Source organism: Dechloromonas hankyongensis (assembly GCF_022012295.1).
Lineage (GTDB): Bacteria > Pseudomonadota > Gammaproteobacteria > Burkholderiales > Rhodocyclaceae > Azonexus > Azonexus hankyongensis.
The window spans coordinates 1,356,403-1,379,831 of record NZ_JAKLTN010000001.1 but is presented as its reverse complement, the minus strand read 5'-3'; the positions used below and the strand labels follow the sequence as shown (position 1 = coordinate 1,379,831).

Annotated in this window: 20 protein-coding genes; 4 read left to right on the top strand and 16 right to left on the bottom strand. The window is 60.9% G+C overall.

Translation table 11 applies throughout. The features are described from left to right. Positions 1-75: 75 nt before the first annotated feature. From LZ012_RS06580 to LZ012_RS06555, 6 genes are all read right to left on the bottom strand, one after another. Positions 76-303, bottom strand: a complete 228-nt coding sequence (locus tag LZ012_RS06580; protein ID WP_275708842.1) for a YgaP family membrane protein — start codon at positions 301-303, stop codon at positions 76-78. Beyond that, on the bottom strand, positions 300-3,527 hold the full coding sequence (locus LZ012_RS06575) for an efflux RND transporter permease subunit (RefSeq protein WP_275708840.1): 3,228 nt from the start codon (positions 3,525-3,527) through the stop codon (positions 300-302). Before LZ012_RS06575 ends, LZ012_RS06580 begins: the two co-directional genes overlap by 4 nt. Before the next feature lie 3 nt (positions 3,528-3,530). Then, on the bottom strand, positions 3,531-4,529 hold the full coding sequence (locus LZ012_RS06570; RefSeq protein WP_275708838.1) for an efflux RND transporter periplasmic adaptor subunit: 999 nt from the start codon (positions 4,527-4,529) through the stop codon (positions 3,531-3,533). Positions 4,530-4,712: 183 nt separating this feature from the next. Next, positions 4,713-5,993 carry an MFS transporter gene (locus LZ012_RS06565; protein ID WP_275708836.1) on the bottom strand — a complete coding sequence of 427 codons (1,281 nt, stop codon included), beginning with the start codon at positions 5,991-5,993 and terminating at the stop codon, positions 4,713-4,715. A gap of 108 nt (positions 5,994-6,101) precedes the next feature. Further along, the gene (locus LZ012_RS06560; RefSeq protein ID WP_275708833.1) at positions 6,102-7,160 is read right to left on the bottom strand and encodes a potassium channel family protein; all 1,059 of its coding nucleotides are present in this window, start codon (positions 7,158-7,160) and stop codon (positions 6,102-6,104) included. Beyond that, positions 7,157-7,693 (bottom strand): DUF3124 domain-containing protein, encoded by a 537-nt coding sequence (locus tag LZ012_RS06555; RefSeq protein ID WP_275708831.1) that lies wholly within the window; start codon positions 7,691-7,693, stop codon positions 7,157-7,159. The genes LZ012_RS06560 and LZ012_RS06555 overlap by 4 nt, the downstream gene beginning before the upstream one ends. A 148-nt stretch (positions 7,694-7,841) precedes the next feature. On the opposite strand from LZ012_RS06555, the gene LZ012_RS06550 reads away from it, so the two are divergent. The 4 genes from LZ012_RS06550 (at position 7,842) to LZ012_RS06535 (ending at position 12,765) form a co-directional block, all read left to right on the top strand. Then, positions 7,842-8,549 carry a response regulator gene (locus LZ012_RS06550; protein ID WP_275708829.1) on the top strand — a complete coding sequence of 236 codons (708 nt, stop codon included), beginning with the start codon at positions 7,842-7,844 and terminating at the stop codon, positions 8,547-8,549. Between the two features lie 149 nt (positions 8,550-8,698). Beyond that, positions 8,699-9,373, top strand: a complete 675-nt coding sequence (locus LZ012_RS06545) for a transglutaminase-like cysteine peptidase (protein ID WP_275708827.1) — start codon at positions 8,699-8,701, stop codon at positions 9,371-9,373. Between the two features lie 11 nt (positions 9,374-9,384). Further along, complete coding sequence (locus tag LZ012_RS06540; RefSeq protein ID WP_275708825.1) at positions 9,385-11,298, top strand: bifunctional diguanylate cyclase/phosphodiesterase; 1,914 nt, start codon at positions 9,385-9,387, stop codon at positions 11,296-11,298. Positions 11,299-11,301: 3 nt separating this feature from the next. Continuing rightward, positions 11,302-12,765 (top strand): CYTH and CHAD domain-containing protein, encoded by a 1,464-nt coding sequence (locus LZ012_RS06535; protein WP_275708823.1) that lies wholly within the window; start codon positions 11,302-11,304, stop codon positions 12,763-12,765. A gap of 9 nt (positions 12,766-12,774) precedes the next feature. Here the strand turns inward: LZ012_RS06535 and LZ012_RS06530 are convergent, their stop codons facing one another. From LZ012_RS06530 to LZ012_RS06485, 10 genes are all read right to left on the bottom strand, one after another. Beyond that, positions 12,775-14,454 (bottom strand): PglL family O-oligosaccharyltransferase, encoded by a 1,680-nt coding sequence (locus tag LZ012_RS06530; RefSeq protein ID WP_275708820.1) that lies wholly within the window; start codon positions 14,452-14,454, stop codon positions 12,775-12,777. A gap of 55 nt (positions 14,455-14,509) precedes the next feature. Continuing rightward, positions 14,510-15,010 carry a pilin gene (locus LZ012_RS06525; protein ID WP_275708818.1) on the bottom strand — a complete coding sequence of 167 codons (501 nt, stop codon included), beginning with the start codon at positions 15,008-15,010 and terminating at the stop codon, positions 14,510-14,512. 390 nt (positions 15,011-15,400) lie between these two features. Continuing rightward, positions 15,401-16,168 carry a 3',5'-cyclic-nucleotide phosphodiesterase gene (locus LZ012_RS06520; RefSeq protein ID WP_275708816.1) on the bottom strand — a complete coding sequence of 256 codons (768 nt, stop codon included), beginning with the start codon at positions 16,166-16,168 and terminating at the stop codon, positions 15,401-15,403. 177 nt (positions 16,169-16,345) lie between these two features. Then, positions 16,346-17,050 (bottom strand): FHA domain-containing protein, encoded by a 705-nt coding sequence (locus tag LZ012_RS06515; RefSeq protein WP_275708814.1) that lies wholly within the window; start codon positions 17,048-17,050, stop codon positions 16,346-16,348. A gap of 15 nt (positions 17,051-17,065) precedes the next feature. Further along, complete coding sequence (locus LZ012_RS06510; RefSeq protein ID WP_275708812.1) at positions 17,066-17,920, bottom strand: Stp1/IreP family PP2C-type Ser/Thr phosphatase; 855 nt, start codon at positions 17,918-17,920, stop codon at positions 17,066-17,068. A 123-nt stretch (positions 17,921-18,043) separates the two neighbouring features. Further along, positions 18,044-18,997: an ornithine cyclodeaminase family protein gene (locus LZ012_RS06505; RefSeq protein ID WP_275708810.1), complete on the bottom strand. Its 954-nt coding sequence runs from the start codon at positions 18,995-18,997 to the stop codon at positions 18,044-18,046. Between the two features lie 126 nt (positions 18,998-19,123). Further along, positions 19,124-19,825, bottom strand: coding sequence for a TerC family protein (locus LZ012_RS06500; protein WP_275708807.1), 702 nt, complete (start codon positions 19,823-19,825; stop codon positions 19,124-19,126). 63 nt (positions 19,826-19,888) lie between these two features. Next, positions 19,889-20,782, bottom strand: coding sequence for a succinate--CoA ligase subunit alpha (sucD, locus tag LZ012_RS06495; protein ID WP_027457755.1), 894 nt, complete (start codon positions 20,780-20,782; stop codon positions 19,889-19,891). Positions 20,783-20,792: 10 nt separating this feature from the next. Then, positions 20,793-21,953 (bottom strand): ADP-forming succinate--CoA ligase subunit beta, encoded by a 1,161-nt coding sequence (gene sucC / locus LZ012_RS06490; RefSeq protein WP_275708805.1) that lies wholly within the window; start codon positions 21,951-21,953, stop codon positions 20,793-20,795. A 135-nt stretch (positions 21,954-22,088) separates the two neighbouring features. Then, positions 22,089-23,429, bottom strand: a complete 1,341-nt coding sequence (locus LZ012_RS06485) for an MATE family efflux transporter (RefSeq protein WP_275708802.1) — start codon at positions 23,427-23,429, stop codon at positions 22,089-22,091.

Sequence of the window (23,429 nt, the reverse complement as noted above, 5' to 3'; positions counted from 1 at the left end):
GGCAATACGCATACACAACAAACGCTTACGACGTCGTATCAAATCTTGGTCCGGGAGCGGATTGCCGGCTGTGGGCTATCGGCAACAGCCGCCGTCGCCGCTGCGCTTGACGCCCATCTTGATCAGCAGCTTTTCCGGCGGACAGAAGCCGGTGAAACCGCTTTGTAGCAGATTGAGTCCGACAAAAGCGGTAAAGGCGAGGAACCACCCCGAGACGAAAAGCGGGCTGCCGTGCCAGCCGAGGGCCAGGGACAACAGCACGAAGAAGCCGGCCATGATGCGGATGATGCGTTCGATGGTCATGGATGTTCCTTTCGGAAAGCGGAGAAGTAGAGGACCGGGATGACCACCAGGGTGAGCAGGGTGGACACCAGGATGCCGAAGATCAGGGCCAGCGCCAGGCCGTTGAAGATCGGGTCGTCGACAATGAACAGCGCGCCAAGCATGGCGGCCAGCGCGGTCAGCGCGATCGGCTTGGCGCGCACGGCGGCCGACTGGATCACCGCATCGTGGAAGTTGATGCCGGCGGCGACCTGCTGCTTGATGAAATCGACGAGCAGAATGGAGTTGCGGACGATGATGCCGGCCAGCGCGATCATGCCGATCATCGACGTGGCGGTGAATTGCGAACCGAACAGCGCGTGGCCGGGCATGACGCCGATGATGGTCAGCGGAATCGGTGCCATGATGATCAGCGGTACCAGATAGCTGCCGAAATGGGCGACGACCAGCAGGTAGATCAGGATCAGGCCGACGGCGTAGGCGATGCCCATGTCGCGGAAGGTTTCGTAAGTCACCTTCCATTCGCCGTCCCACTTCACGCTGTAGCCGACATAGGGATCAGCCGGCTGGCGGATGAACCATTCGCCCAGGCTGCCACCTTCGGCCAGCCCCATGCCGTTGATCTTCGCCCGGATGTCGAACATGCCGTAGAGCGGCGAATCGAGCTGGCCGCCCATGTCACCGATGACGTATACCACCGGCAGCAGGTCCTTGTGGTAGATCGTCTTCTCGCGTGCCGCATCACGCACCTCGACCAGTTCGGAAATGGGGAGCAGCCGGCCCTCTGTTGCGTCCCCCCGGGAGCGGACGCGGAGTTTCAACAGCGTGTCGAGCGAGGACTGCTTTTCGGACGGCAGCGTGATGCGCACCGGAATTTCGAACTTGGATTCGGTATTGCGCGCCGGCGTCACGTCCATGCCGGCCAGCCCCATGCCGACCACCTCGACGATGTCGCTCTGCGCCACCCCGAGCTGCGCCGCCTTGCTCTGCAGTACGTGCAGCACGAACTTGCGGGAATCGGCATCGATGTAGTCGTCGACCGCGACGATATCCGCAGTCTGCGCGAAGGCGGCGCGCACCCGCTTGCCGACGCTGATCTGGCCCGCGTAGTCCGGCCCGTAGACTTCGGCGACGATGGGCGACAGTACCGGCGGCCCGGGCGGCACTTCGACAACCTTGGCGACGCCGCCATTCTTCCAGCCGATGGCTTCGATGCGTTCGCGCAGCGACACGGCGATGTCGTGGCTCTGCCGCGAGCGGTGGTGCTTGTCGGCCAGATTGACCTGGATGTCGCCCTTCTCCGGCGCCGCCCGCAGGTAGTACTGGCGGACCAGGCCGTTGAAGTTGATCGGGCTGGCGGTGCCGGCATAGGCCTGGTAATTGACGACATCCGGCTCGCTCGCAAGTTCGCTGCCGATTTCGTGCAGCACGCGTGCCGTTTCCTCGAGCGGCGTGCCGACCGGCAGATCGACGACGACCTGGAATTCGCTCTTGTTGTCGAAGGGCAGCATTTTCAGCACGACCAGCTGCAACCAGGCCAGCGACACCGAGCCGAAAATCAGCAGCACGACGGCGATGGCCAGCTTGAGCCGCGCCTTGCCGCCGGACAGAGGATCGAGGAAGGGGGTGAGCAGACGGCGGAAAGTGCGGTCGAGGCGCGCGTCAAGCTTCGCGGGCTGATGTTCCGCGTGGCCGCCGCCGTGCGCTTTCATCAGCCTAGCCGCCAGCCAGGGTGTGACGACGAAGGCGACGGCCAGCGAAATGGCCATGCCCATGGCCGAATTGATCGGGATCGGGCTCATGTACGGCCCCATCAGGCCGGTCACGAAAGCCATCGGCAGCAAGGCGGCGATGACGGTCAATGTCGCCAGGATGGTCGGTCCGCCGACTTCGTCGACAGCACCGGGAATGATCTCGAGCAGGGTCTTGTCCGGATGCAGCCCTTGCCAGCGATGGATATTCTCGACGACGACGATGGCGTCGTCGACCAGGATGCCGATCGAGAAGATCAGCGCGAACAGCGACACCCGGTTCAGCGTGAAGCCCCAGGCCCACGAAGCGAACAGCGTGGCGGCCAGGGTCAGCGTCACGGCGACGCCGACGATCAACGCCTCGCGCCGACCGAGTGCAAAAAAGACCAGGGCGACGACGAAGGCCGTGGCGAAGGCCAGCTTGCCGATCAGCTTCTGCGCCTTCTCGGTGGCCGTCGCGCCGTAATTGCGGGTGATGGTAACTTCGACGCCTTCCGGAATCACCGTATTGTGCAGGCTGTCGATGCGGCTGATCGCCGCCGTCGCCACGTCGGCGGCATTGACGCCCGGCTGCTTGGACAACTGGATGGTCACTGCCGGGAATTCTCCATCCTTGCTGCCGAACCAGGCATAACGCCGGGGCTGGTCGGGGCCGTCGTCGACCGTGGCAACGTCGCTCAGATAGATTGGCTTGCGCCCTTTTTCGTCGCCCCGCACGGCGACGACCAGATGCTTCACATCGGCAACAGACTCCAGATAGGTGCCGGTCTGCACCAGCACCTCGCGGTTGCCGGCGGTCAGGCTGCCCGACGATTGCAGCGCGTTCGACACCTTCAGGGCACCGGCGATATCCTGCGGCGTGACGCCGTAGGCATTCATCCGTTCGGCATCCATCAGCACGCGGATGGCGTGATCCGGGCCGCCCAGCGTCGATATGTCGCGCGTCCCCTTGATCCGTTTCAGCTCGATCTCGACAGCGCGCGCCACCTGCTGCAAGTCGTAGGCAGAACGCCCCGGGTCCGCCGTCCAGAAGGTCAGGGAAACGATGGGGACGTCATCGATGCCACGCGGCTTGATTACCGGCTCCTGCACGCCGAGGTTGGGGGGCAGCCAGTCGCGGTGTGAGTGGACCGTATCGTAGAGGCGCAGCACCGCATCGTTGTATTTGACGCCGACATCGAACTGCACGGTGATCACCGCCAGACCCGGGCGCGACATCGAATAGACGTGCTCGACGCCATGCATCCGCGCCAGCACCTGCTCGCCGGGGCGGGCGACGAGGTTCTCGACATCCTTGGCCGAGGCCCCGGGAAAGGCGATCAGCACATCGGCCATGGTCACGTCGATCTGCGGCTCCTCCTCGCGCGGCGTGACCAGGGTGGCGAAAACCCCCATCAACAGGGCGACCAGCGCCAGCAGCGGGGTCATCCGCGAGGCCTGGAAGGCGGCCGCAATGCGCCCGGCGATCCCGAGCTTACCGTTGTCGTTGACCATCGCTTACCTGCCCGCTGCCGGCGCGGCCTTCAGCGCAATCGCCGCCTTGACCGGATCGGTCACCACCTTGTCGCCGGCGGCCAGCCCGGCCAGCACTTCGATTTCGCCCTGCCCAACGGCGTCGCCCAGGCGCAACTGGCGCAGGCTCAGACGGCCGTCAGCCCCCTGCACATACACCGTCGCCACCTCGCCCCGTCGCCAGACTGCCGTCGCCGGCACCGTCAGCTTCTCGCCCTGGCCGGTGACGAAATGCGCACGGACGAACATGCCGGGTCTGGCTTCCGGCATCGGCGGCAAGACCACCCGAACTTGCGAAACATGGGTCGCCGCATCGGCCGTCGGCAGCAGTTGCACGGCCGTCGCCTCGACCCACTTGCCGAGTTCCGGGAACTCGACCCGGGCCGTGCGCACGCCACGCATCTCGTTCAGGCGATACTGCGGAATGCTCGCCGTAACGCGCAGCCCGCCCGGCTGGAAGATCGTGAACAGGGGCGTTCCCGGCATGGCCATGTCTCCCAGTTCGGCATGGCGACGGGCGACGATGCCGGCAATCGGGGCGACGATGGTGGCATGGCTCTGGCTGACGCCGGCTGCGGCACGGCTGGCCGACGCCGCGTCGAAATCCGCTTTCGCCTTGTCGAGTGCGGCAGCACTCATGAACTTCTGCGCGACGAGGCTTTTGGTCCGTTCGAAATTAACCTTGGCATTGGCGTACTGCGCCTCGGCGGCACGCACGGCTTCCGCCGCCTCGCGGGCATCAAGGCGCATCAGCACCTCGCCCTTCTTCACCGCCTGCCCCACATCCGCGCTGACCGCCACGATCCGCCCCGGCAACTGGGCGCCGACGGTGGTCTGCTGGACAGCTTCGACTACCGCCTCAACCGGGAAGCCCAATTCGACGGCATGCGGCCGGACCGTTAGCACCGTCAGCGGCTCTGCTTGCACACTTGCCGCAAACAGCCCAAGACCGATCAGCGCAGCACGCAAAATATATATCCTCATGAATATTAGAATACTCTAATTCACAAAGACAGAGCAAGCCGCCGACGGCATTGACTGCATTGCTTGCCGGCGAAACGGCGATTTACCGGAAAATGTCGTTCCCGCACAGGCGGGAACCGAGAGCAGCGGATACGACCTTCAGGAGAGCCCCAGATTACCCGGCCAACGCGTTAATGACTGATATCAGGCCGGCTTCCAGATATTCCGGCAGCGCGTCTCGACGATCCACCAACTGCAGGCCGCGCCGCACAGTGCCAGGAATACCGCGACGCCCAGCCCGCCGCGCCAGGCGGCGAGGTCGTACACCCGCGCGCCGGCGACCATCTCGCCCTTCCAGCCGAGGTCCATGACCCAGCCGACCAGCGGCTGGAACAAGGCGGCGGCCAGGAAGCTGCCCATATTGGTGACGCTGGTGGACATCCCGGACAGCATCGGCGGATTGACCTCCTTGGCGCAGGCCCAGGTCAGCGAGAAGCCGGAAGTGGCGACGCCGAGCAGCGCGAACATGGCGTAGGACAGCTCGACCGGTAACTGGACGCCGGACAGTAGCCACAGCCAGACCAGGCCATAGACGTGGCTGGCGACGATGATCACCGGCTTGCGCTTGCCCAGCCGATCGGACAAGGTGCCGAGCAGCAGGCAGCCGACGGCGAAACCGCCGAACCACAGCGACAGGTGCGAGGCGGCGACCGGGCGCGTCATCTCGTGCACCTGCATCAGGTAGGGCACGGTCCACAGGCCGGCGAAGGTGAAGAAGGCGCCGCAGGTCCCGGTATTGACCAGGATGGCCGGCCAGGTCGAGCGGTTGCGCACTACCGACAGCAGGCTGTTGACGAGCACCGTGCGGTCGAACTTCGGCGCCCCGCCCTGGGCTGCACTCTGCTCCGGGCGGTCGCGGACGATAAGCCAGCACAGCACGGCGAGGATCAGCGACAGCGCGCCGACGCCGATGAACACGCCACGCCAGCCGGTGGCCTGGGCGACGGCCGAGAGCGGCGCGCCGGCCAGCACCGAGCCGAGGTTTCCGATCAGCATGCAGACGCCGACCATGGTGGCGAAGCGGTTTTCCTCGAACCACACGGCGATCAGCTTGAGCATGGCGATGAAGGTCACCGACACGCCGAGGCCGATCAGCGTGCGGCCGACCAGGGCGATGTCGAGCGACGGGGCGAAGCCGAACAGGAAGCTGCCGACGCCGCCGATGATGCCGCCCAGGACCAGGATGCGGCGCGGCCCCAGGGTGTCGGCCAGCATGCCGGTCGGCACCTGCATGATGGTATAGACGTAGAAATAGGTCGCAGCCAGGACGCCGAGCGAAGCCGCCGAAGTCTGGAAGGCGGCGGCCAGGTCGTTGGCGATGCCGGCCGGGGCGAAGCGCTGGAAAAAGGACAGCACGTAGGCCAGGGCGACAATGCCAAGGGCCAGCCAGCGGCGTTTCATCTGTTCGGGGGTCAGATTTTTCATGCGTTCTCTCGGTCGGTCATATCGTTATGGTGATTCCCGCCGAGGCGGGCTGACCTGATTCTAGCTTACGTTAACGTCAACTGCGGCCGAAAAATCCCCGAGCCAGATTCAGGACGCCGTGTCGATGAGCAGGGTCTCGATTTCTGTCCGCCCGACCGGGCTGGCCATGGCGATCACGGTAAACCCCGGCTTGAGCAGGAAATCCTTGTCCGGATTGAACTGCCAGTCGCCGTTGCGCTCGCGCACGGCGAGCAGCACGTAATGGGCGCTGCGCAGTTTCAGCGAACCGAGCGGCTTGGGAATGAAGCCGGCCGGCACCGCCACTTCCTCGACGCGCAGGTTTTTCTCCGACTTCAGCATCTCGTCGAGAAAGGACACCACATGCGGCCGGATCATCGCCGAGGCGATGCGCATGCCGCCGGTGAAATCCGGCGAAACGATGGCATCCGCCCCCGCCTTGCGCATCTTTTCGATATTGCGCGTCTCGGTGCAGCGCGCCACGACACGCAGCTCGGGCTTCAGTTGCTTGGCGGTCAGGACGATCATCAGGTTACGCGAATCGTCGCCGGTGACCGCGAACAGTCCTTTGGCATCCCCCAGGCCGGCGGCGAGCAACACGTCGTCGTCGCTGGCATCGCCGTGCAGGTACAGGAAGCCGGGATTCTTTTCCTTATAGTCGGCAAGCAGATGCAGTTCCTCGTCGATGCCGACGAAGTGACGGTTGGTCGCCTCCAGTTCGTGCGCGATGTTGCGCCCGACCCGGCCGTAGCCGCACAGCAGGTAATGGCCTTTGAGTTTCTTGATCAGTTTTTCCATGCGTCTTCTCCGCAGGGTTCCATTGAGGTCGGTTTCGAGCAGGGCAACAGTCACGACCGAAAAAAGCAGCGACAGGTTGCCGGCGCCGAGGATGCCGATGACGACGGTCAGCATGCGTGCCGGCTCGTTGCTCGACATGTCGATGATTTCGCCGAAGCCGATGGTGGCCACGGTGATGAAGGTCATGTAGAAGCAGTCGAACCACGAGTACTTGTGCTCGGTGAGCACCATGTAGCCGATGGTGCCGAACATGTGCACGAAGACCAGCGCGCCGATGGCGAAATAAAGCAGCCGGAGGATGTAGCCGGTCTGCAGCGTATTGATCGGCCCCATGCCGCCGTTATTGCTCATTCAGCCAGCGGTATCGATTGGGTCGTGAAGATCACCGCCTTGCCGCCGTCCATGTTGGCATGGAGCGACTCGACCAAAGGCGGATTGATCGGCTGCTCGGCATCCCACTTGATGATGAAGTTGGCGCCCGAGCCGCCGGATGCATCGTTCAGTTCGACGAACAATTCCAGCGTGCCCAGCGGCGGAATCAGCATCGGCGTCGGCACGCGCTCGGCCAGCAGCTTGCCGTTGGTGTCGAAATACCTGGCCGACAGGACACGCAGGGGGCGCTTGGCATCGGTATTGCGGACGCTGACCAGGGCCGAGAGCAGAACGTAGGAAGCCTTGCCGCTCTTGCCCAGGTTGCCGTACAGCATGTGCGAGTAGATGGGCAGGTAGAGCGTCTGCCCCTTGATCAGCGGGCGCGCCTCCTGAGCACTTGCGGTCAGTGCCAGCGCCGCCACCGCCAGTCCCCCCAGCAATTTCCGTATCGTGATCGGCCAACCCATGTTTTCCCCCTTGTAGGCATCGACAGGCGACAAACCTGCCGACATTTTCCCCGATTCTGCCACAAGCCGGCAGAGGCACCGGCCGGCGGCTTGTCCTGGCTTTTCTCCAGCACGCCACCCAAAAATTCCATTTGCATCACCGGGCCGGCATTCGATTACAATCGGCGTTTTCCGGGCGACATAACAACAAACCATGCGCCAGACCGCGCTTATCGTTGACGGTGATTCCGACTCACGCCACCTGCTGAGTTCGGCGCTGGCCGCCGCCGGCATCGACAGCATCCACGCCGCGCCCGGTGCCGCCGTGTGGCAGCAACTGGATCACGCGCCGGACATCATCATCCTCGACCTCAGCCTGCCCGATGGCGACGGCCTCGACTTGCTGCGCCAGTTGCGGCAGACCTCCGACCTGCCCGTCCTCATCCACGCCACCGGTTCCGACGAAAGCCAGCGCATCACCGGCATCGAACTCGGCGCCGACGACTTCCTGCCCAAGTCATGCACCATGCGTGAATTGCTCGCCCGCGTCCGCGGGTTGCTGCGGCGCACCCGGCGCAGTGCCCCAACGCCCCGCAGCGAACCGCGCCGACTGCACTTCGGCGAATGGACCCTGGACACGGCAACCCGCCAACTGACGCGCCCCGACAATGCCTCACCCACGCTCGGCGGCCCCGGTTACGCGTTGCTGCTCGCCTTCCTCGAACACCCCTTCGAGCCGCTGTCGCGCGAACACCTGTCGCGTGTCCTCAATCGCGAATACATGCCCTACGACCGGATCATCGACGTACACGTCAGCCAGATCCGCCGTGCCCTCGGCCAACAGGCGGACGGCAGCAGTTTCATCAGGACCTTGCGCTCGCAGGGCTACGTCTTCGTCGCCGAGGTCGCCAGCAGCACCTAGGCAGGCGTCGGAATCCGGCTTCCTGCCCCGCACAGGGCGAGGCCCCCTTTTTTCCCGGCCATGAGGGATAATTCCGGCGCATTTGTCGTACCGCCCGTGCCCCGCTGTTGTGTCCAATCCCGTGATACGCCACGCTCCGACGTCCGCCATTGCCTAACCGCCCCCTCGTTTTCCGCCAACTGATCGCCGCCGCTGTCATCGTCAGCCTGTGGCTGAATGGCCTGCCGGCCGCACTGGGCTGGGATTTCGAAAGACTGCAGCAACTGCTGACCAGCCGCTTCGGGCAAAACCAGGTGTCGCTGCTGCGCGAATGGCAGCAGCTTGTCGGTAGCGGCAAAGGGATGTCGGACAACGACAAGCTCAAACGGGTCAACGACTTCTTCAACCAGCACATCGCCTTCGACGATGACATGTCGATCTGGGGCCAGAGCGACTATTGGGCAACGCCCATCGAAGTGATCGGCCAGGGCCGCGGCGATTGCGAAGATTACTCGATCGCCAAGTACTACTCGCTGCTCGAACTGGGCATCCCGGTCAACAAGCTGCGCCTGGTCTATGTCAAGGCCGTGCAGAGCAACCAGGGCACGACCCTACAGGTCGCCCACATGGTGCTCGCCTACTACCCGACACCGACTGCCGACCCGATCATTCTCGACAATTTGAACGGCAATCTCGTCCCCGCCTCGAAGCGGAACGACCTCCTGCCAATTTTCAGTTTCAACGGCGCCGGCCTGTGGATGGGCACCGGCAATACATCGAGCAAGAGCAACCTGTCCCGCTGGCAGGACCTGCTGGCCCGGGCGCGCGCCGAAGGCTTCCAGTGAGGTAATCGAACATGTCCCTTTTCCGACAAATCTGGCTGGCGGTCATCGCCAGCACCGTCATCGCCTTTGCCGGCAGCTTCCTGGCCAGCATGCTGACGGCGCGCCACTACCTGGAACAGCAACTGGCGATCAAGAACAACGACAACGCCGCATCGCTCGCCCTGGCCATCTCGCAACTCGACAAGGACCCGGTGACCATCGAACTGCAAGTCGCCGCCCTCGCCGACAGCGGCCAGTACGCCGTCGTCCGCCTGACCGACCCGGATGGCAAGACCATGATCGAAAAGACCAGCCCGCCACTCGCCGGCAACGTCCCGGACTGGTTCGTCCATCTCTTCCCCATCCCATCGGCGCCCGGCCACGCGCAGATCAACAACGGCTGGAACCAGTTCGCCACCATCGAACTGGTCAGTCACAGCCACTTTGCCTACCAGGAGTTGTGGAGCGGCGCCTTCAAGCTGCTCGGCTGGTTCACCGTCGCCGGCGGCCTGATGGGCCTGCTCGGCATGCAGCTGCTGCGCCGGATCAAGCGGCCGCTCGACGCCGTCGTCGGCCAGGCGCAGGCGATCAGCGAACGGCGCTTCATCAGCATCGCCGAGCCGACAACCCCGGAACTGAAAAGCGTGGCCGGCGCCATGAACGCCATGGTCGACCGCCTGCAGGCGATGTTTGCAGAAGAAGCCGCCCGCCTCGAACAGGTGCGCCGCGAAGCCAACCTCGACGCGCTGACCGGCCTCGCCAACCGTGCCTTCTTCATGAACCAGCTCGCCTCCGCCCTCAGCGACGACGATGCGGCACCACACGGCACCCTGCTCCTGCTCCGCCTGGCCGACCTGGCCGGCATCAACCGGCGCGCCGGCCGCGAGATGGCGGACGAACTGTTGCGTCGCGTCGGCCAAGCCCTGGTCGGCATCGTTGGCGAAAATCCGAACGCCGCGGCAGCCCGCCTCAACGGTGCCGATTTCGCCCTGCTCCTTCCCGGTGTACCGGACGCCGCTCGGTTCGCCGAAAAACTGCTCCGCCTGCTCAACGACCTCGTCGCGGCCGGCCTGATCGACAGCGAGCGCATCGGCCACATCGCTTCCAGCACTTATTTGCACGGCCACGCGGTCGGCCATTTGCTGTCGCGCCTGGATACCGCGCTGGCTGCGGCCGAAAATCAGAGCGGTCTGGCCTGGCAGCAGGCCGACAACCAGAGCGACCAGCAGGCCAGCTCGAACGCGGACTGGAAGAAACTGCTCGATGGCGCCATCCGTTCGCAACGCCTGCGCCTGATCGAATTCCCGGTCGCCGGCAGCGGCGGCCAGCTGCTGCATCTCGAATGCCCGCTCCGCCTGCAGGCCGCCGAAGATGGCGAATGGCTGGCCGCCGGCAGCTTCATGCCGATGGCCTCACGCCTGGCGATGACCGCCGAGCTTGACCTCGCCGCCGCCCGCCTCGCCCTCGAACGCATCGCCGCCGGCGCTTCCGCCGTGGCAGTCAATCTGTCCGGCGAGTCGATCATCGACGCCGCCTTCCGTGCCCGCCTGTTGGCCCTGATCGGCAGCCGCAAGGAGCTAGCCCCCCGCCTGTGGCTGGAAATTTCCGAGGTCGGCGTCTTCCAGCATTTCCCGGCCTTCCAGGCCTTCTGCGACGCGCTGCGACCGCTCGGCTGCCGCCTCGGCATCGAGCACTTCGGCCGCCAGTTCAGCGAAATCGGCCGCCTGCACGGCATGGGGCTGGATTACCTGAAGGTAGACGGCAGCTTCATCCGCGCCATCGACAGCCAAAGCGGCAACCAGGCTTTCCTGAAGGGCTTGTGCAGCATCGCCCACAACATCGGCCTGACCGTCATCGCCGAAGGCGTCCAGACGCAGGCCGAACTCGCCACCCTGCCCGAACTGGGCTTCGACGGCGCCACCGGCCCGGCGGTACCGCGGAGCTGAGCGATGAGCACCGAAATCGAACTCAAGCTGCAGTTGAGCCCGAAGGCAGCCCGGCAACTCGCCAAGCACCCGCTGCTCGCCAACATTCCGGCCCAACGCCAACACCTGCTCAACACCTACTTCGACACACCCAAGCTCGAACTGCACAAACGCCGCGTCGCCGTCCGTTTCCGCAAGAAAGGCTGGCAATGGCTGTGTACCGTCAAGTCCGCCGAGCCCGCCAGCGGCGGCCTGGCCATGCGCAGCGAATGGGAAACCCAGGCCACACCGGGCACTTTCGATTTCAGCCATGTCGACAATGCCGAGTTCCGCAGCTTCCTTGAAGCGCGTATCGATCAGTTGGAGCCGGTGTTCACCACCGATTTCAAGCGCCAGATCTGGCATGTCCCGTTTGGCGAATCGCTGATCGAACTGGCCATCGACCGCGGCTGGATCGAGAGCCGTGGTAAGCGTTTGCCCCTATGTGAAATAGAACTCGAACTGATCTCCGGCAAGGTCGACGACATCTTCTGGCTGACCCGCCAGTTGCAGGGCGACCATCACCTGCTCCCGGCCATCGCCAGCAAGGCCGAACGCGGCTACAACCTGTTCCTCGACACCCCGTTGCACCCGTTCAAGGCCAAGCCGCCGGCCGTCCATGCCGACCAGACCCCGGTCGAAGCCTTCCGCTGCATCGCCCTGAACTGCCTGGAACACTTCCAGCGAAACGAGCAAGGCCTGCTCACCAGCAAGGATCCCGAATTCGTCCACCAGGCCCGCGTCGCCCTGCGCCGCCTGCGCTCGGCGATCAAACTGTTCGCTCCGGTGCTCCCCTCGGAATTTGTCACCATTTATGGCCAGACTTGGCAAACCTTAGGCAGCGCGCTTGGCGAAGCGCGCAACTGGGATGTCTTCCTCGAAGAAACCCTGCCCCCCATCGTCACCGCCTTTCCGAACGACAAGGACATCAAGCGCCTGCGTAAAAGTGCACAACGAAAGGCTCAAAGCGCTCGCAAAGCGGTAATCGCCCTGCTCGCCGTAGACGAATACCCGCGCCTGCTGCTCGAATTCACTGCCGCCGTCTATACAGTCGGCCAAACCCTTCCCATCCCGCTGGCCGACTTTGCCCGTCAGCAAATAGCCCGGCACGCCCGCAAGGCACGCAAATTGGCCATCCGCCACGCCGAACTGACGCCGAGCGAACGCCACAACATGCGTATCGCATTCAAAAAATTACGTTATACGTTGGAGTTTTGTTTCGCCAAATCACTATCAAAAAAACAGACCCACTACTTCGTCACCCTAACTCGATTGCAGGATATTCTCGGAAAAATAAATGATTATGTAACAGCGGAAGAAATACTTTCAATTACCCCAGGGAATAACAATCATGAAGTGGTGACTGCCTGGATTCGCAGTCGTCATTCTTTAGCGATCGCACAGTTACCAGAAATTCTCAAACCTTGGTTCAAACAACACATACATTGAACCGTTGAGTTACCTATTTCGAGCTCCCACCCCATCCAAATAGCGAGCCACTTGAGGAAACTGTGGCCGCATAACAGCCAAAGCATCTAGCGCCTCAAGGTAACGCTCGTGGCCATGCATATTACGCAACCTTTTCAATTCGATATCTGCCTTGTCGGGTTGATCATTTAATAGCAACGCAATTGAATATCTAAATAGTGCAGGTGGAAATGGAAATCGATGTGCAATTTTTTCCATGCCATTTAACTCATCCGCAGACATATTGGGTGTTGCTGTTGATTTTCCAAACTTAAAAAATCCTTTCCACTGGGTAAGGAGACGAATATCCTGAATTTCATCTACTCGCTCATTTGGAGCAAAACCCGCACTAATCATGCGTAGGTACCTATACTCGCTTTCAACGCGAGCATAATCAACAAGAAGCAACCCGAACCCACTCACCGCCAACACAGCAAAGGAAAAAATTACCAACTCCGCGCCCCTCCCGCCTTCCTGAGCATATTCACCTTCAACCATGCCTGCGATAAACATAATTGGAAATAGAAAGTAAGCGTAATAAAGCGGGAATTCCAGTAGTGAATGGACGCCTACCAATCCTATCATTGCAATGACGATTACACTTTCTGCATTCAGTCTAGCTTTTATTCGCGTATAAAACCAGATTGCGATTCCGATTAAGAATACCACTCCGATAACCGGCCCATTCCAAAGAACCATATCTAATATGAAATTGTGGCTATACTCAAAAAATGGAGTTTCTGCATAGCGCTCCGCATTGAGTGCATGCATTTTACCGATTTGCAGCCAACCGTATCCCGACATAGGGATTTCTTGCATGGCATGCAAAGCCAAAGCCCAAATATTCAAACGCCCTTGATCTTGGGCCGACCTGAGCATTCCAGATGACGACAAAAACATTAGTTCGCTGAGCTTGGGCAAGCTAAACCACAGCAATACACATAACCCACATGAAGCGATTAAAAATCTGAACTGTTTTATCCTGAGCTTTTTTGTAGTCAAAACAAGCCAAACAAATAAAATTGCGAACAGAATTTGCAGCAAAGCTGTGCGGGAGCGCGAGGTGGCTACCGCCAACCCAAGAATAGAGACTGCAAGCCACCCAACAAAAGACGATATACGCCCGATTTCCACCAACCAAACCGTGGCCAAAATACCCAGCAAACATAGCGTGGCCAAATTATTTGGCTGGCCAATATTTCCAATTGATCGCCCACCTCCCATAGCTTCTATTGTCCAAATACCCAACGGATCCATCTGAAGCCACTGCTGTATTGCAATTAGCCCAGAAACCAATCCACCGAAAACCAAAACACGACAAAATAAATCAAACGTTCCAATATTATTTTTTATGAAAGCATCACCCAGATAATAAGAAAATGCTGCGCCAACAATGTAAAGCGACGCTACAGCAGAGTCACCGATGAATTCGACTCCACCAAAACAATATTGAAACCAAGGATAAAGCGATAACGCAAATAACACCCACACAGATACAGGTATGCAGGCGAAACTATTTTTCCTGGAAATAAACTGTGCCGACGCCGCGAAAATCAATGCAAAAACAGCAGCAATTTCGTTGTAATAAGACCCCCATGGATAATAGTGATTTGGGACTAGCCATGAAATAATGCAACAGGCACCCGCGATCAACCAAAGTATTTTAGTCATAAATAAAAAAGGGTGTGCATAGCACACCCTTTATATGAATTCATTTTATGCCAGATTAGGGAGCGTACGTACCGGCAGAAGAAACTGACGTCTTGCAAGAGCCCGGCAGATATTTCAAGACGGTATTATCAGTCGCACCGCACTGCCACTGACCAACTTGCACCGGAATAGATGAGGTGGTCAAAGTTGTACCGTTATTATCTTGCGGAATCAGGTAAACATACTGATTGTTAAGGCCGGGATCAATACCAGCATTGATCTGAACACGAATCGCACCGTTTTCGTTGGTCGAAATTTGCTTCACGTACTTGCTGGTCTGCGAAGCGCTTTCACAACCCCAATTCCCTCCCGACGGAGCAGAAGACGAGCCCGATGCGGACTGATAAACGTCAGTTACGGAAGTGCGACAGCCGCTGGCAGCCAATACGATTTCAGACATTTTCGCTTTTTTCGTATAGTCCTGGTAAGCAGGAAGTGCCACTGCCGCCAAAATACCGATGATAGCTACAACGATCATCAGTTCGATCAGGGTAAAACCTTGTTGAACACGCTTCATTTGAATCTCCTTTTAGGCAAAAGGCGGGAAGAACCGCTTGGCTAATCTAATACAGATTCCATGCCAGCTTTTCAAACACAAATGACACAAGACACCACATATGTAAAAACTCGTTATTATTCAAAGCATTGGCGCACTATTGAAAAGCTAAAATTCCTCTCGCCCCCCTTTTCCGGCGGTACGACATGACAATTTTCGGCACCTTAACTTGACGAGATACGGCAGGAATATCGCGTTGTACGCCAACGGCTACAGAAACCTTCAAAGGAGGACATTTTAGTAACGGATTTGTTGCGAGCTGCAAAATCACTTCACAGAGCACCGAAAAGATCTTCCCGAAAGAGCTCCGATTCGGTGAACAACAAAGAGTCAGGGCCTGAGGTGTTTGTTTCAGAACACGAACAACTGGTTGTTCTGCAGCATTTCCAGATTAAAGTCGCCCAGACCGCTCTCGATCTCCAGCATCGTCCGCTCAACCTCCCCCGGCTTCAGATGCGTTATGAATATCTCGCAGGGGCGATTGAGCCGGCGCAGTTCGTCGCCCAGTAGGCGCGGACACATGTGTTTCGATAGCATGGCCAGTGAGCATTCACGATTCGAAAAGGCGCATTCGATCAGCAAGTAGCGCAAATTCGGCACTCGGGCGACTGCCTGCCAGAAAGCCTCGCAGGGCCCCGTATCGCCGGAAAAAACCAGGCTTCCTTGGCCCGAATTGAGGCAATAGCCGACTGCCGGCACCGTGTGGTCGACCGGCAATGCCGTTATCCGCCGTTCGCCGAGGCGAATTTCGGCGCCGACCTCGATCGGCTGAAAGCGTAGGAATGGGCGCTCGGCATCAGGCAGTTGCGAGAAATCCGGCCAGATGGTCCAGTTGAAAATGTGCCGCTGCAAGGCGTCGAGCACATCCGGGGCACCATAGACCAGCAGGGGCTTGTCACGTTGATTGGCGACGGTATCGATCATCAAGGGCAAGGCGACCACGTGATCGAGGTGGGCGTGGGTCAGGAAGATGTGGTTAATGGCCTGCAGTTCGGCGACCGACAATTCGGTGGCACCGGTTCCGGCATCGATCAGGATGTCATGGTCGACAAGAAAGGAGGTGGTCCGCAGATGCCGGCCACCGATACCACCACTACAGCCGAGTACGCGTAGTTTCATGCCTTGGGCACCACAGTCTTGCCAGCAATGTTCCGATCAGTCGCTAGGCCGCCGGAGAAGCCCGGTGACCATACTCAAAGCTGGATTCTAGCCCTCAGCTACCGATCGGCCCAGCAAGCATCGTGAAATACGTCACACTCGCATCAACGAAAAACAGTGGCGGAATTCAGGGCGCCCTTAAGCCTTCAGGAAAAATTCCATCTTGATGCCGGCAATCTCGATCACGTCGTGGTCGCCCAATGGGTGGGCCTGGGCGTCGAGGCTGCGGCCATTGACCGACGGGAACTGTCGGCCTTCAACGTGGGTGATGAAATAGCCATGCGGCCGCCGGGCGATGACGGCGACCTGTAGGCCGGGCTTGCCCAGCGTGGTCAGGGTCTTGGTTAGTTCCAGTTCCTTGCCGGCATTCGGCCCATTCAGCAATTGAATGGCCGCGCCCGGCAAAGGTGCCGGTGGCTTGGGCTGGGAAACGACACCGACGCTCGAGCGAACCAAGGGATCGGGCGATTCCAGTTGCAATTCGGTCGGCATTTTGAGTTGTCCGGAACGAATCGCCGCATTCTTTTCAAAATCGCTCGCCGCGGCACCGGCCTGCAAATCGGCCATGTATTTGAGCTTGTATTTGCCCAGTTCGATGATGTCGTTGTTGCGCAGAAAGTGCTTCTTGATCGGCTGGCCATTGACCAGGGTGCCGTTGGTGCTGTTCATGTCTTCGAGAAAGGAGTCGGCGAGGATGGTGACCACCACCGCGTGCTCGCCGGAAATGGCCAGGTTGTCGATCTGGATGTCGTTATGCGGCTTGCGCCCGATACTCAGCCGCTCCTTGTTGAGCTGAATTTCCTTGAGGACCAATCCATCCATCGACAGGATCAGTTTTGCCATCTCTTTTACCTCGCCTCACTTCAATAGCTGCTGCAATCGCTGCCACCAACCCCGGGGTGCTGAAAAGTCGGCCAGCACCTTGACCAGGATGACCGACACATTATCGCGCCCGCCATTGTCATTGGCCATCTGTACCAGATGGTTTGCCGCCAATTGCAGGTTTCCCCTCAGCGTGCGCAAGGCGAGGGCGATCTCCTCGTCCTCGACCATGTCATTCAAGCCATCCGAGCATAGCAGCACGATATCGCCCGCCACCACATCGAAGTCATGAACCTCGACATCGACCATGGGATCGACACCAAGCGCCCGGGTCACCAGATTCTTGTGATCCGAGTATCGCGCCTGTTCCGGACTAATCATGCCACTATCAATCTGTTCCTGTAAGAGAGAATGATCACGGGTGAGCAATTGCAGATCATCGCCGCGCAGACGATAGAGGCGGGAATCGCCGATATGAGCGACGCTCATCCGGTTGTCGTAGAACCAGGCCAGGACCAGGGTGGTCCCCATGCCGGCATAGCGCGGAGTGCTTTCGGAGGCATGGAATATGGCGAAATTGGCCGCCCCGACCTCGTTGACGATGTGGCGCTCGACGGTTGCCACGTCGCAACCCAGCGCATGATCCTTTAGGGACGACGAAGCGATGAGCCGTTCGAGATCCTCTGCCAGCCTGGTGATCGCCATTCCGCTGGCGACCTCGCCGGCGTTGTAGCCGCCCATCCCGTCGGCCAGAATGGCCAGGCCGAGCCGGGAATCGGCAAAGATGGCGTCCTCGTTGTGCGAGCGGACAACGCCCGGATCGGTGCACTGCGCTATTTCAAGCGCATTTTCCGGGATCACCGCACGGACCTCGCGAACCAGGTTCGCCACGAGCCAAGCGCCAGTGCTTCCCGCATGGCGACAGCCTTTGCTGCGTCACGGATTTCACCTGCGGTGGCTATCGTTGTCATATGACTACATTCTCTTCGGTCGCAAGGCCCCGGTCAAACCCGATCAATAGGGCAGCAGCGTACCGACTCCCCGCTCCTCAGCGGCCTGCACCACGCGCAAAGCCACGGCCAGATCCTGGATGGCCATTCCCTGCGACTCGAACAACGTAATCTGCTGCGCCGACTCACGGCCGGCGCGGCGGCCAACGATGACATCGCCCAGTTCGACCAGCTGCCGTTCATACAGCCGCCCCTTCTCCAGTAGTGGCAGCAGGTCGCCGGCTTCGGCCAGGGCCGTCGGCACCGCATCGACCACGATCACGTCGCAACGGCGAACCGCCGCTTCCGACAACTCCTGGCGGATCAGCGCATTCGATCCGGCCGCATTGATGTGCACGCCCGGCTCCAGCCATTCGGCATCGAACAAGGGCTGCGCCGCGGAGGTCACGGTACCGAGCAGATCGCTGCCGCGCACCGCATCTTCCGCACTGGCGGCCGGCACGACGGCGACACCGGTCAATGCGCTCAGGCGCTGGCAGAAAGCCTGCAATTTTTCCGCCTTGCGGCTGAAGACCTTGACCTGTTTCAGGGGCAGCGCCGTACAGATCGCCCGCACATGCCCCTCCGCCTGCCAACCGGCACCGAACACGCCGGCCACCGCAGCATCGGGCCGGGCCAGCCGGCGCGCCGCGACGCCGCTCGCCGCCCCCGTCCGCATCATGCCGAGATAATCGGCCGCGATGACGGCACGCAGTACGCCACTCGCCGCATCGAAGAGATGAACCAGGAAGCGGTTGCCCGAACGATTGCTGGTGTAAGCCTTGTAGCCGAGCACGCCCTGCGCCGGCAAGGCGCCTTGCAGGATGTGCAGCGCCGTCTGCGGCAGGCGGCTGCGTGCCCTGTGGATATCGATGGCCTGCCCGAGCGCCAGGTCGCGGTGTGCCGATTCGACGCCGGCGAGCGCCATGTCCATGGTCAGCAGTTGCTTGACGTCGTCTTCCGAGAGATAGAGGGCCATGGTCGTGACTCCTAAGAAGCGCTGACAAAATGCAGCGAAGCGGTCCTGGCTATGCGGACCGACGAAGACAGTACAAACTGTGCGGCAAGGAGGTTCAACGACGCCATGGGCATTTTGTCTGCGCCTCTAAACGATGGTGACATCCTGCTTGGCCAAAATTCGCTGTTCCAGCCAGCGCCCGACGCCAACGACGAGAACGGCGCCAATCGCGCCAGCCAGCGTCGCCGTCCATTCCGGCAAGGACGGCAACAGGGCGCGCACGCCCGGATCGCTGAAAATCATCTGGCCGGCGACATAGCCGAGCAAGCCGGCCCCGAGCAGGACGATGACCGGAAAGCGTTCCATCCAATGCATGATCAACTGGCTAGACCAGACGATCAGCGGAATGCTCACCGCCAGGCCGAACAGCAGCAGGAGCAAATTGCCATGAGCTGCCCCGGCGACGCCGATAACGTTGTCCAGGCTCATCACGAAATCGGCGACGACGATGGTCTTCACTGCGCCCCACAGATGGGCGGAAGGTTCGATATCGTGCCCTTCCTCGTCCTCGGGCAGCATCAGTTTGATGGCGATCCATATCAGCAGCAGCCCGCCGACGCATTTCAGCCAGGGCAGATTCATGACCAGTGCGGCAAAGACGGTGAGCACAACGCGCAGGCTGACCGCACCGGCGACGCCCCAGAAAATTCCCTTCCGGCGCTGTTCGGGCGCCAGATTTCGGCAGGCCAGCGCGATGACGACCGCGTTGTCGCCGGAGAGCACGATATCGATCAGGATGATCTGGCCGACGGCGATCCAGAACGCAGCAGAAGTAAGGTCAAGTTCCATAAATCGAACAAATAAAAAGGCGGGCACCAGGCCCGCCTTTCTGGGTTGAGCTAGGCTCGTATTTTACAGCATGGCCTTCAGCAGCTTGGCCATTTCGGACGGGTTGCGCGTGACCTTGAAGCCGCACTCTTCCATGATGGCGAGCTTGGCATCGGCGGTATCGGCACCGCCGGAGATCAGGGCGCCAGCGTGGCCCATGCGCTTGCCGGCCGGGGCGGTAACACCGGCGATGAAGCCGACGATCGGCTTCTTCATGTTGGCCTTGCACCACTGGGCGGCTTCGGCTTCATCGGGACCGCCGATTTCGCCGATCATGATGACGGCGTCGGTGTCCGGATCGTCGTTGAACATTTTCATGACGTCGATGTGCTTCAGACCGTTGATCGGGTCGCCACCGATACCGACGGCGGACGACTGGCCGAGGCCCAGTTCGGTCAACTGACCGACGGCTTCGTAGGTCAGCGTACCAGAACGGGAAACCACGCCGATACGACCCTTGCGGTGGATGTGACCCGGCATGATGCCGATCTTCACTTCGTCCGGGGTGATTAGGCCTGGGCAGTTCGGGCCGAGGAGCAGGGTCTTCTTGCCGCCCTTGGCTTCCTTTTCCTTCATCTTGTTGCGCACCATCAGCATGTCGCGGACGGGGATGCCTTCGGTGATACAGATAGCCAGATCGAGGTCGGCTTCAACCGCTTCCCAGATGGCGGCGGCAGCACCGGCGGGCGGCACGTAGATGACGGACACGGTGGCGCCGGTTTCGGCGGCGGCTTCCTTGACGGAACCGTAGATGGGGATGTCGAAAATCTTTTCGCCAGCCTTCTTCGGGTTCACGCCAGCGACGAAGCACTCCTTGCCGTTCGCGTATTCCTGGCACTTTTCGGTGTGGAACTGGCCGGTCTTGCCGGTGATGCCCTGGGTGATGATGCGGGTGTTCTTGTTGATCAGAATGGACATTCGGGGCTCCTTACTTGACCGCTTCGACGATCTTGGTGGCGGCTTCAGCCATGGAATCGGCAGAGATGATGGGCAGACCGGAATCCTTCAGGATCTGCTTGCCGATCTCTTCGTTGGTGCCCTTCATGCGGACGACCAGCGGCACGGACAGATGGGTTTCCTTGGCTGCGGCGACGACGCCGGTGGCGATGGTGTCGCAGCGCATGATGCCGCCGAAGATGTTGACCAGAATGCCCTTGACCTTCGGGTTCTTGAGCATGATCTTGAAGGCTTCGGTAACCTTCTCGGTCGTGGCGCCGCCGCCGACGTCCAGGAAGTTGGCCGGCTCGGCACCGAACAGCTTGATGGTGTCCATGGTGGCCATGGCCAGACCGGCACCGTTCACCAGACAGCCGATGTTGCCGTCGAGCGAGATGTAGGCCAGGTCGAACTTGGAAGCTTCGATTTCGTCGGCGTCTTCTTCGTCCAGGTCGCGCATGGCGACGATTTCTTCCTGACGGTACAGGGCGTTGGAATCGAAGTTGAACTTGGCGTCGAGCGCCTTGACGGTGCCGTCAGCTTCGTGGATCAGCGGGTTGATTTCGGCCAGCGAAGCGTCGGTTTCCATGTAGCAGGTGTACAGCTTCTTCAGCGTATCGACACACTGCGGAACCGAAGCGTCGTTCATGCCCATGCCCTTGGCCAGGGTCAGCGCCTGCTCGTCGGTCAGGCCGACCAGCGGGTTGATGAAAACCTTGACGATCTTTTCCGGGGTCTTGTGGGCAACTTCTTCAATGTCCATGCCGCCTTCGTAGGAAGCCATCATGGCCACGGACTGCGTGGCGCGGTCGGTCAGTGCGGCGACGTAGTATTCGTGCTGGATGTCGGCGCCTTCTTCGATCAGCAGGTGACGGACCTTCTGGCCTTCCGGGCCGGTCTGGTGCGTGATCAGCTGCATGCCGAGGATCTGGCTGGCGTATTCGCGAACTTTTTCGAGCGAGGTTGCGACCTTGACGCCACCACCCTTGCCACGGCCACCGGCGTGAATCTGGGCCTTGACCACCCAGACCTTGCCGCCCAGGGTTTCCGCTGCCTTGACTGCGTCATCGACGGTCGTGCAGTGAATCCCGCGCGGAACCGTAACGCCGAATTTCTTCAGGATTTGCTTGCCCTGATATTCGTGAATTTTCATGCGCTTTCCTTGCGTTTAGTTGAGTTGCGAGCAATGAGCAGTAGCCGAAATATCCCCCGACCCCGCCCGGTTATAGCGTTTTAACCTCAAATCTTATCACAGAGATCAAAAACATGATCAGCCTAAAATTCATAATTACAGGACTGATTCCGACGCCACCATGGCCTTGCGCAGCAATGGCAAAAGCAGGGCCGCGGCGAAGATCAAACTGAGCACCGCGGCCAGCCAGAAACCGGCGACGCCGAGGGGCGTAGTCCAGCGGTAGCAAAGCCAGGCACCGCCGAGCAAGCCGACACCCCAGAAGCAGAAAGTCTGAACCAGCATCGGCACGAAAGTGACCCGGTACGCCCGCAGGCAATGCCCCGCCACCGTCTGCAAGGCATCGAAGAATTGATAGATGGCGACGTAGCCGACCAAGCCGACCGCCACCTGGCGCACCGCCGGGTCGTCGGTGTAGGCAGCGACGAGGGGCGCGGCGCCCAGCCAGAGCAGCAGGCCGACCAGCGACGATGATCCGGCCGCCAGCCACAGGCCGGCGCGTACCGTCGCCCTCGCCATCGCCTGATCGCGGCTGCCGACCGCCCGGCCGAGAGCGGCCATCGTGGCGATGGCCAAGGACAGCGGCAGCATGTAGGTCAGTGCCGAAAGATTCGCCACGACGCGATGGCCGGCCACCACCGTCGCGCCGAGCGAGGCGACGAACAGGCTGATCAGCGTGAAGGCGGTAATCTCGACAAGGTTAGACAAGCCCATCGGCACGCCAAGGCGCAGCAACTCCCGCCAGGTCGGCCAATGCGGCCGGCTCCAGTTGGCCAGCGGCCGGTAGCGCCGGCCGAGCGGCCCGAGGACCAGATAGAGCGCGCCGCCAGCACAGGCCAGCCAGGCGATGATGATGTTGGACAGCGCGCAGCCGGCCACCCCGAGCGGTTCGCCCGACCAGCCCTGCAGGGCCAGGCCCCAGGCCAGCACGGCATGCAGCCCCAGAGCGGCCAGCCCGATGCTCATCAGGACGCGTGGTTTGCCCAGGGCGTTACAGAAGGCATAGAAGGTGCGATAGAACAGCGAGGCCGGCAGGCTCCAGGCGAGCAGGCCGAGATACTGGCGAACCTTGGCTTCGACCGCCGCATCCATCGTGGACAGCCCGAGCACGCCTCCCGGGAAAGTCAGGAAGAGGACGCCCGGCACGGCCAGCAGTACAGACAGCCAGAAACCTTGCTGCAGCACGTTAGCCACCTCGTCGTCACGGCCGGCCCCGTGCAGGTGGGCAACCACCGGCGCCACCGCCTGCAGCACGCCAACCAGGGCGAACACCACCGAAATCTGTATGCCGCCGCCAATCGCCACCGCCGCCAGATCGACCGAACTGACATGGCCGAGCACCGCGGTATCGACCACCATCATGCCGATGGAGGCGAGCTGGGCAATCAGGATGGGAAAAGCATGGGCAATCAGCCCGCGGGCAGCGGCGCGAAACAT

Coding starts and splice junctions, on each gene's coding strand:
- LZ012_RS06560 (WP_275708833.1), bottom strand. CDS start 7,160: ATGAGCAATAACGGCGGCATGGGGCCGATCAATACGCTGCAGACCGGC.
- LZ012_RS06505 (WP_275708810.1), bottom strand. CDS start 18,997: ATGGCCCTCTATCTCTCGGAAGACGACGTCAAGCAACTGCTGACCATG.
- LZ012_RS06535 (WP_275708823.1), top strand. CDS start 11,302: ATGAGCACCGAAATCGAACTCAAGCTGCAGTTGAGCCCGAAGGCAGCC.
- sucC (WP_275708805.1), bottom strand. CDS start 21,953: ATGAAAATTCACGAATATCAGGGCAAGCAAATCCTGAAGAAATTCGGC.
- LZ012_RS06525 (WP_275708818.1), bottom strand. CDS start 15,010: ATGAAGCGTGTTCAACAAGGTTTTACCCTGATCGAACTGATGATCGTT.
- sucD (WP_027457755.1), bottom strand. CDS start 20,782: ATGTCCATTCTGATCAACAAGAACACCCGCATCATCACCCAGGGCATC.
- LZ012_RS06580 (WP_275708842.1), bottom strand. CDS start 303: ATGACCATCGAACGCATCATCCGCATCATGGCCGGCTTCTTCGTGCTG.
- LZ012_RS06570 (WP_275708838.1), bottom strand. CDS start 4,529: ATGAGGATATATATTTTGCGTGCTGCGCTGATCGGTCTTGGGCTGTTT.
- LZ012_RS06520 (WP_275708816.1), bottom strand. CDS start 16,168: ATGAAACTACGCGTACTCGGCTGTAGTGGTGGTATCGGTGGCCGGCAT.
- LZ012_RS06565 (WP_275708836.1), bottom strand. CDS start 5,993: ATGAAAAATCTGACCCCCGAACAGATGAAACGCCGCTGGCTGGCCCTT.
- LZ012_RS06575 (WP_275708840.1), bottom strand. CDS start 3,527: ATGGTCAACGACAACGGTAAGCTCGGGATCGCCGGGCGCATTGCGGCC.
- LZ012_RS06515 (WP_275708814.1), bottom strand. CDS start 17,050: ATGGCAAAACTGATCCTGTCGATGGATGGATTGGTCCTCAAGGAAATT.
- LZ012_RS06540 (WP_275708825.1), top strand. CDS start 9,385: ATGTCCCTTTTCCGACAAATCTGGCTGGCGGTCATCGCCAGCACCGTC.
- LZ012_RS06555 (WP_275708831.1), bottom strand. CDS start 7,693: ATGTCGGCAGGTTTGTCGCCTGTCGATGCCTACAAGGGGGAAAACATG.
- LZ012_RS06500 (WP_275708807.1), bottom strand. CDS start 19,825: ATGGAACTTGACCTTACTTCTGCTGCGTTCTGGATCGCCGTCGGCCAG.
- LZ012_RS06530 (WP_275708820.1), bottom strand. CDS start 14,454: ATGACTAAAATACTTTGGTTGATCGCGGGTGCCTGTTGCATTATTTCA.
- LZ012_RS06485 (WP_275708802.1), bottom strand. CDS start 23,429: ATGTTTCGCGCCGCTGCCCGCGGGCTGATTGCCCATGCTTTTCCCATC.
- LZ012_RS06550 (WP_275708829.1), top strand. CDS start 7,842: ATGCGCCAGACCGCGCTTATCGTTGACGGTGATTCCGACTCACGCCAC.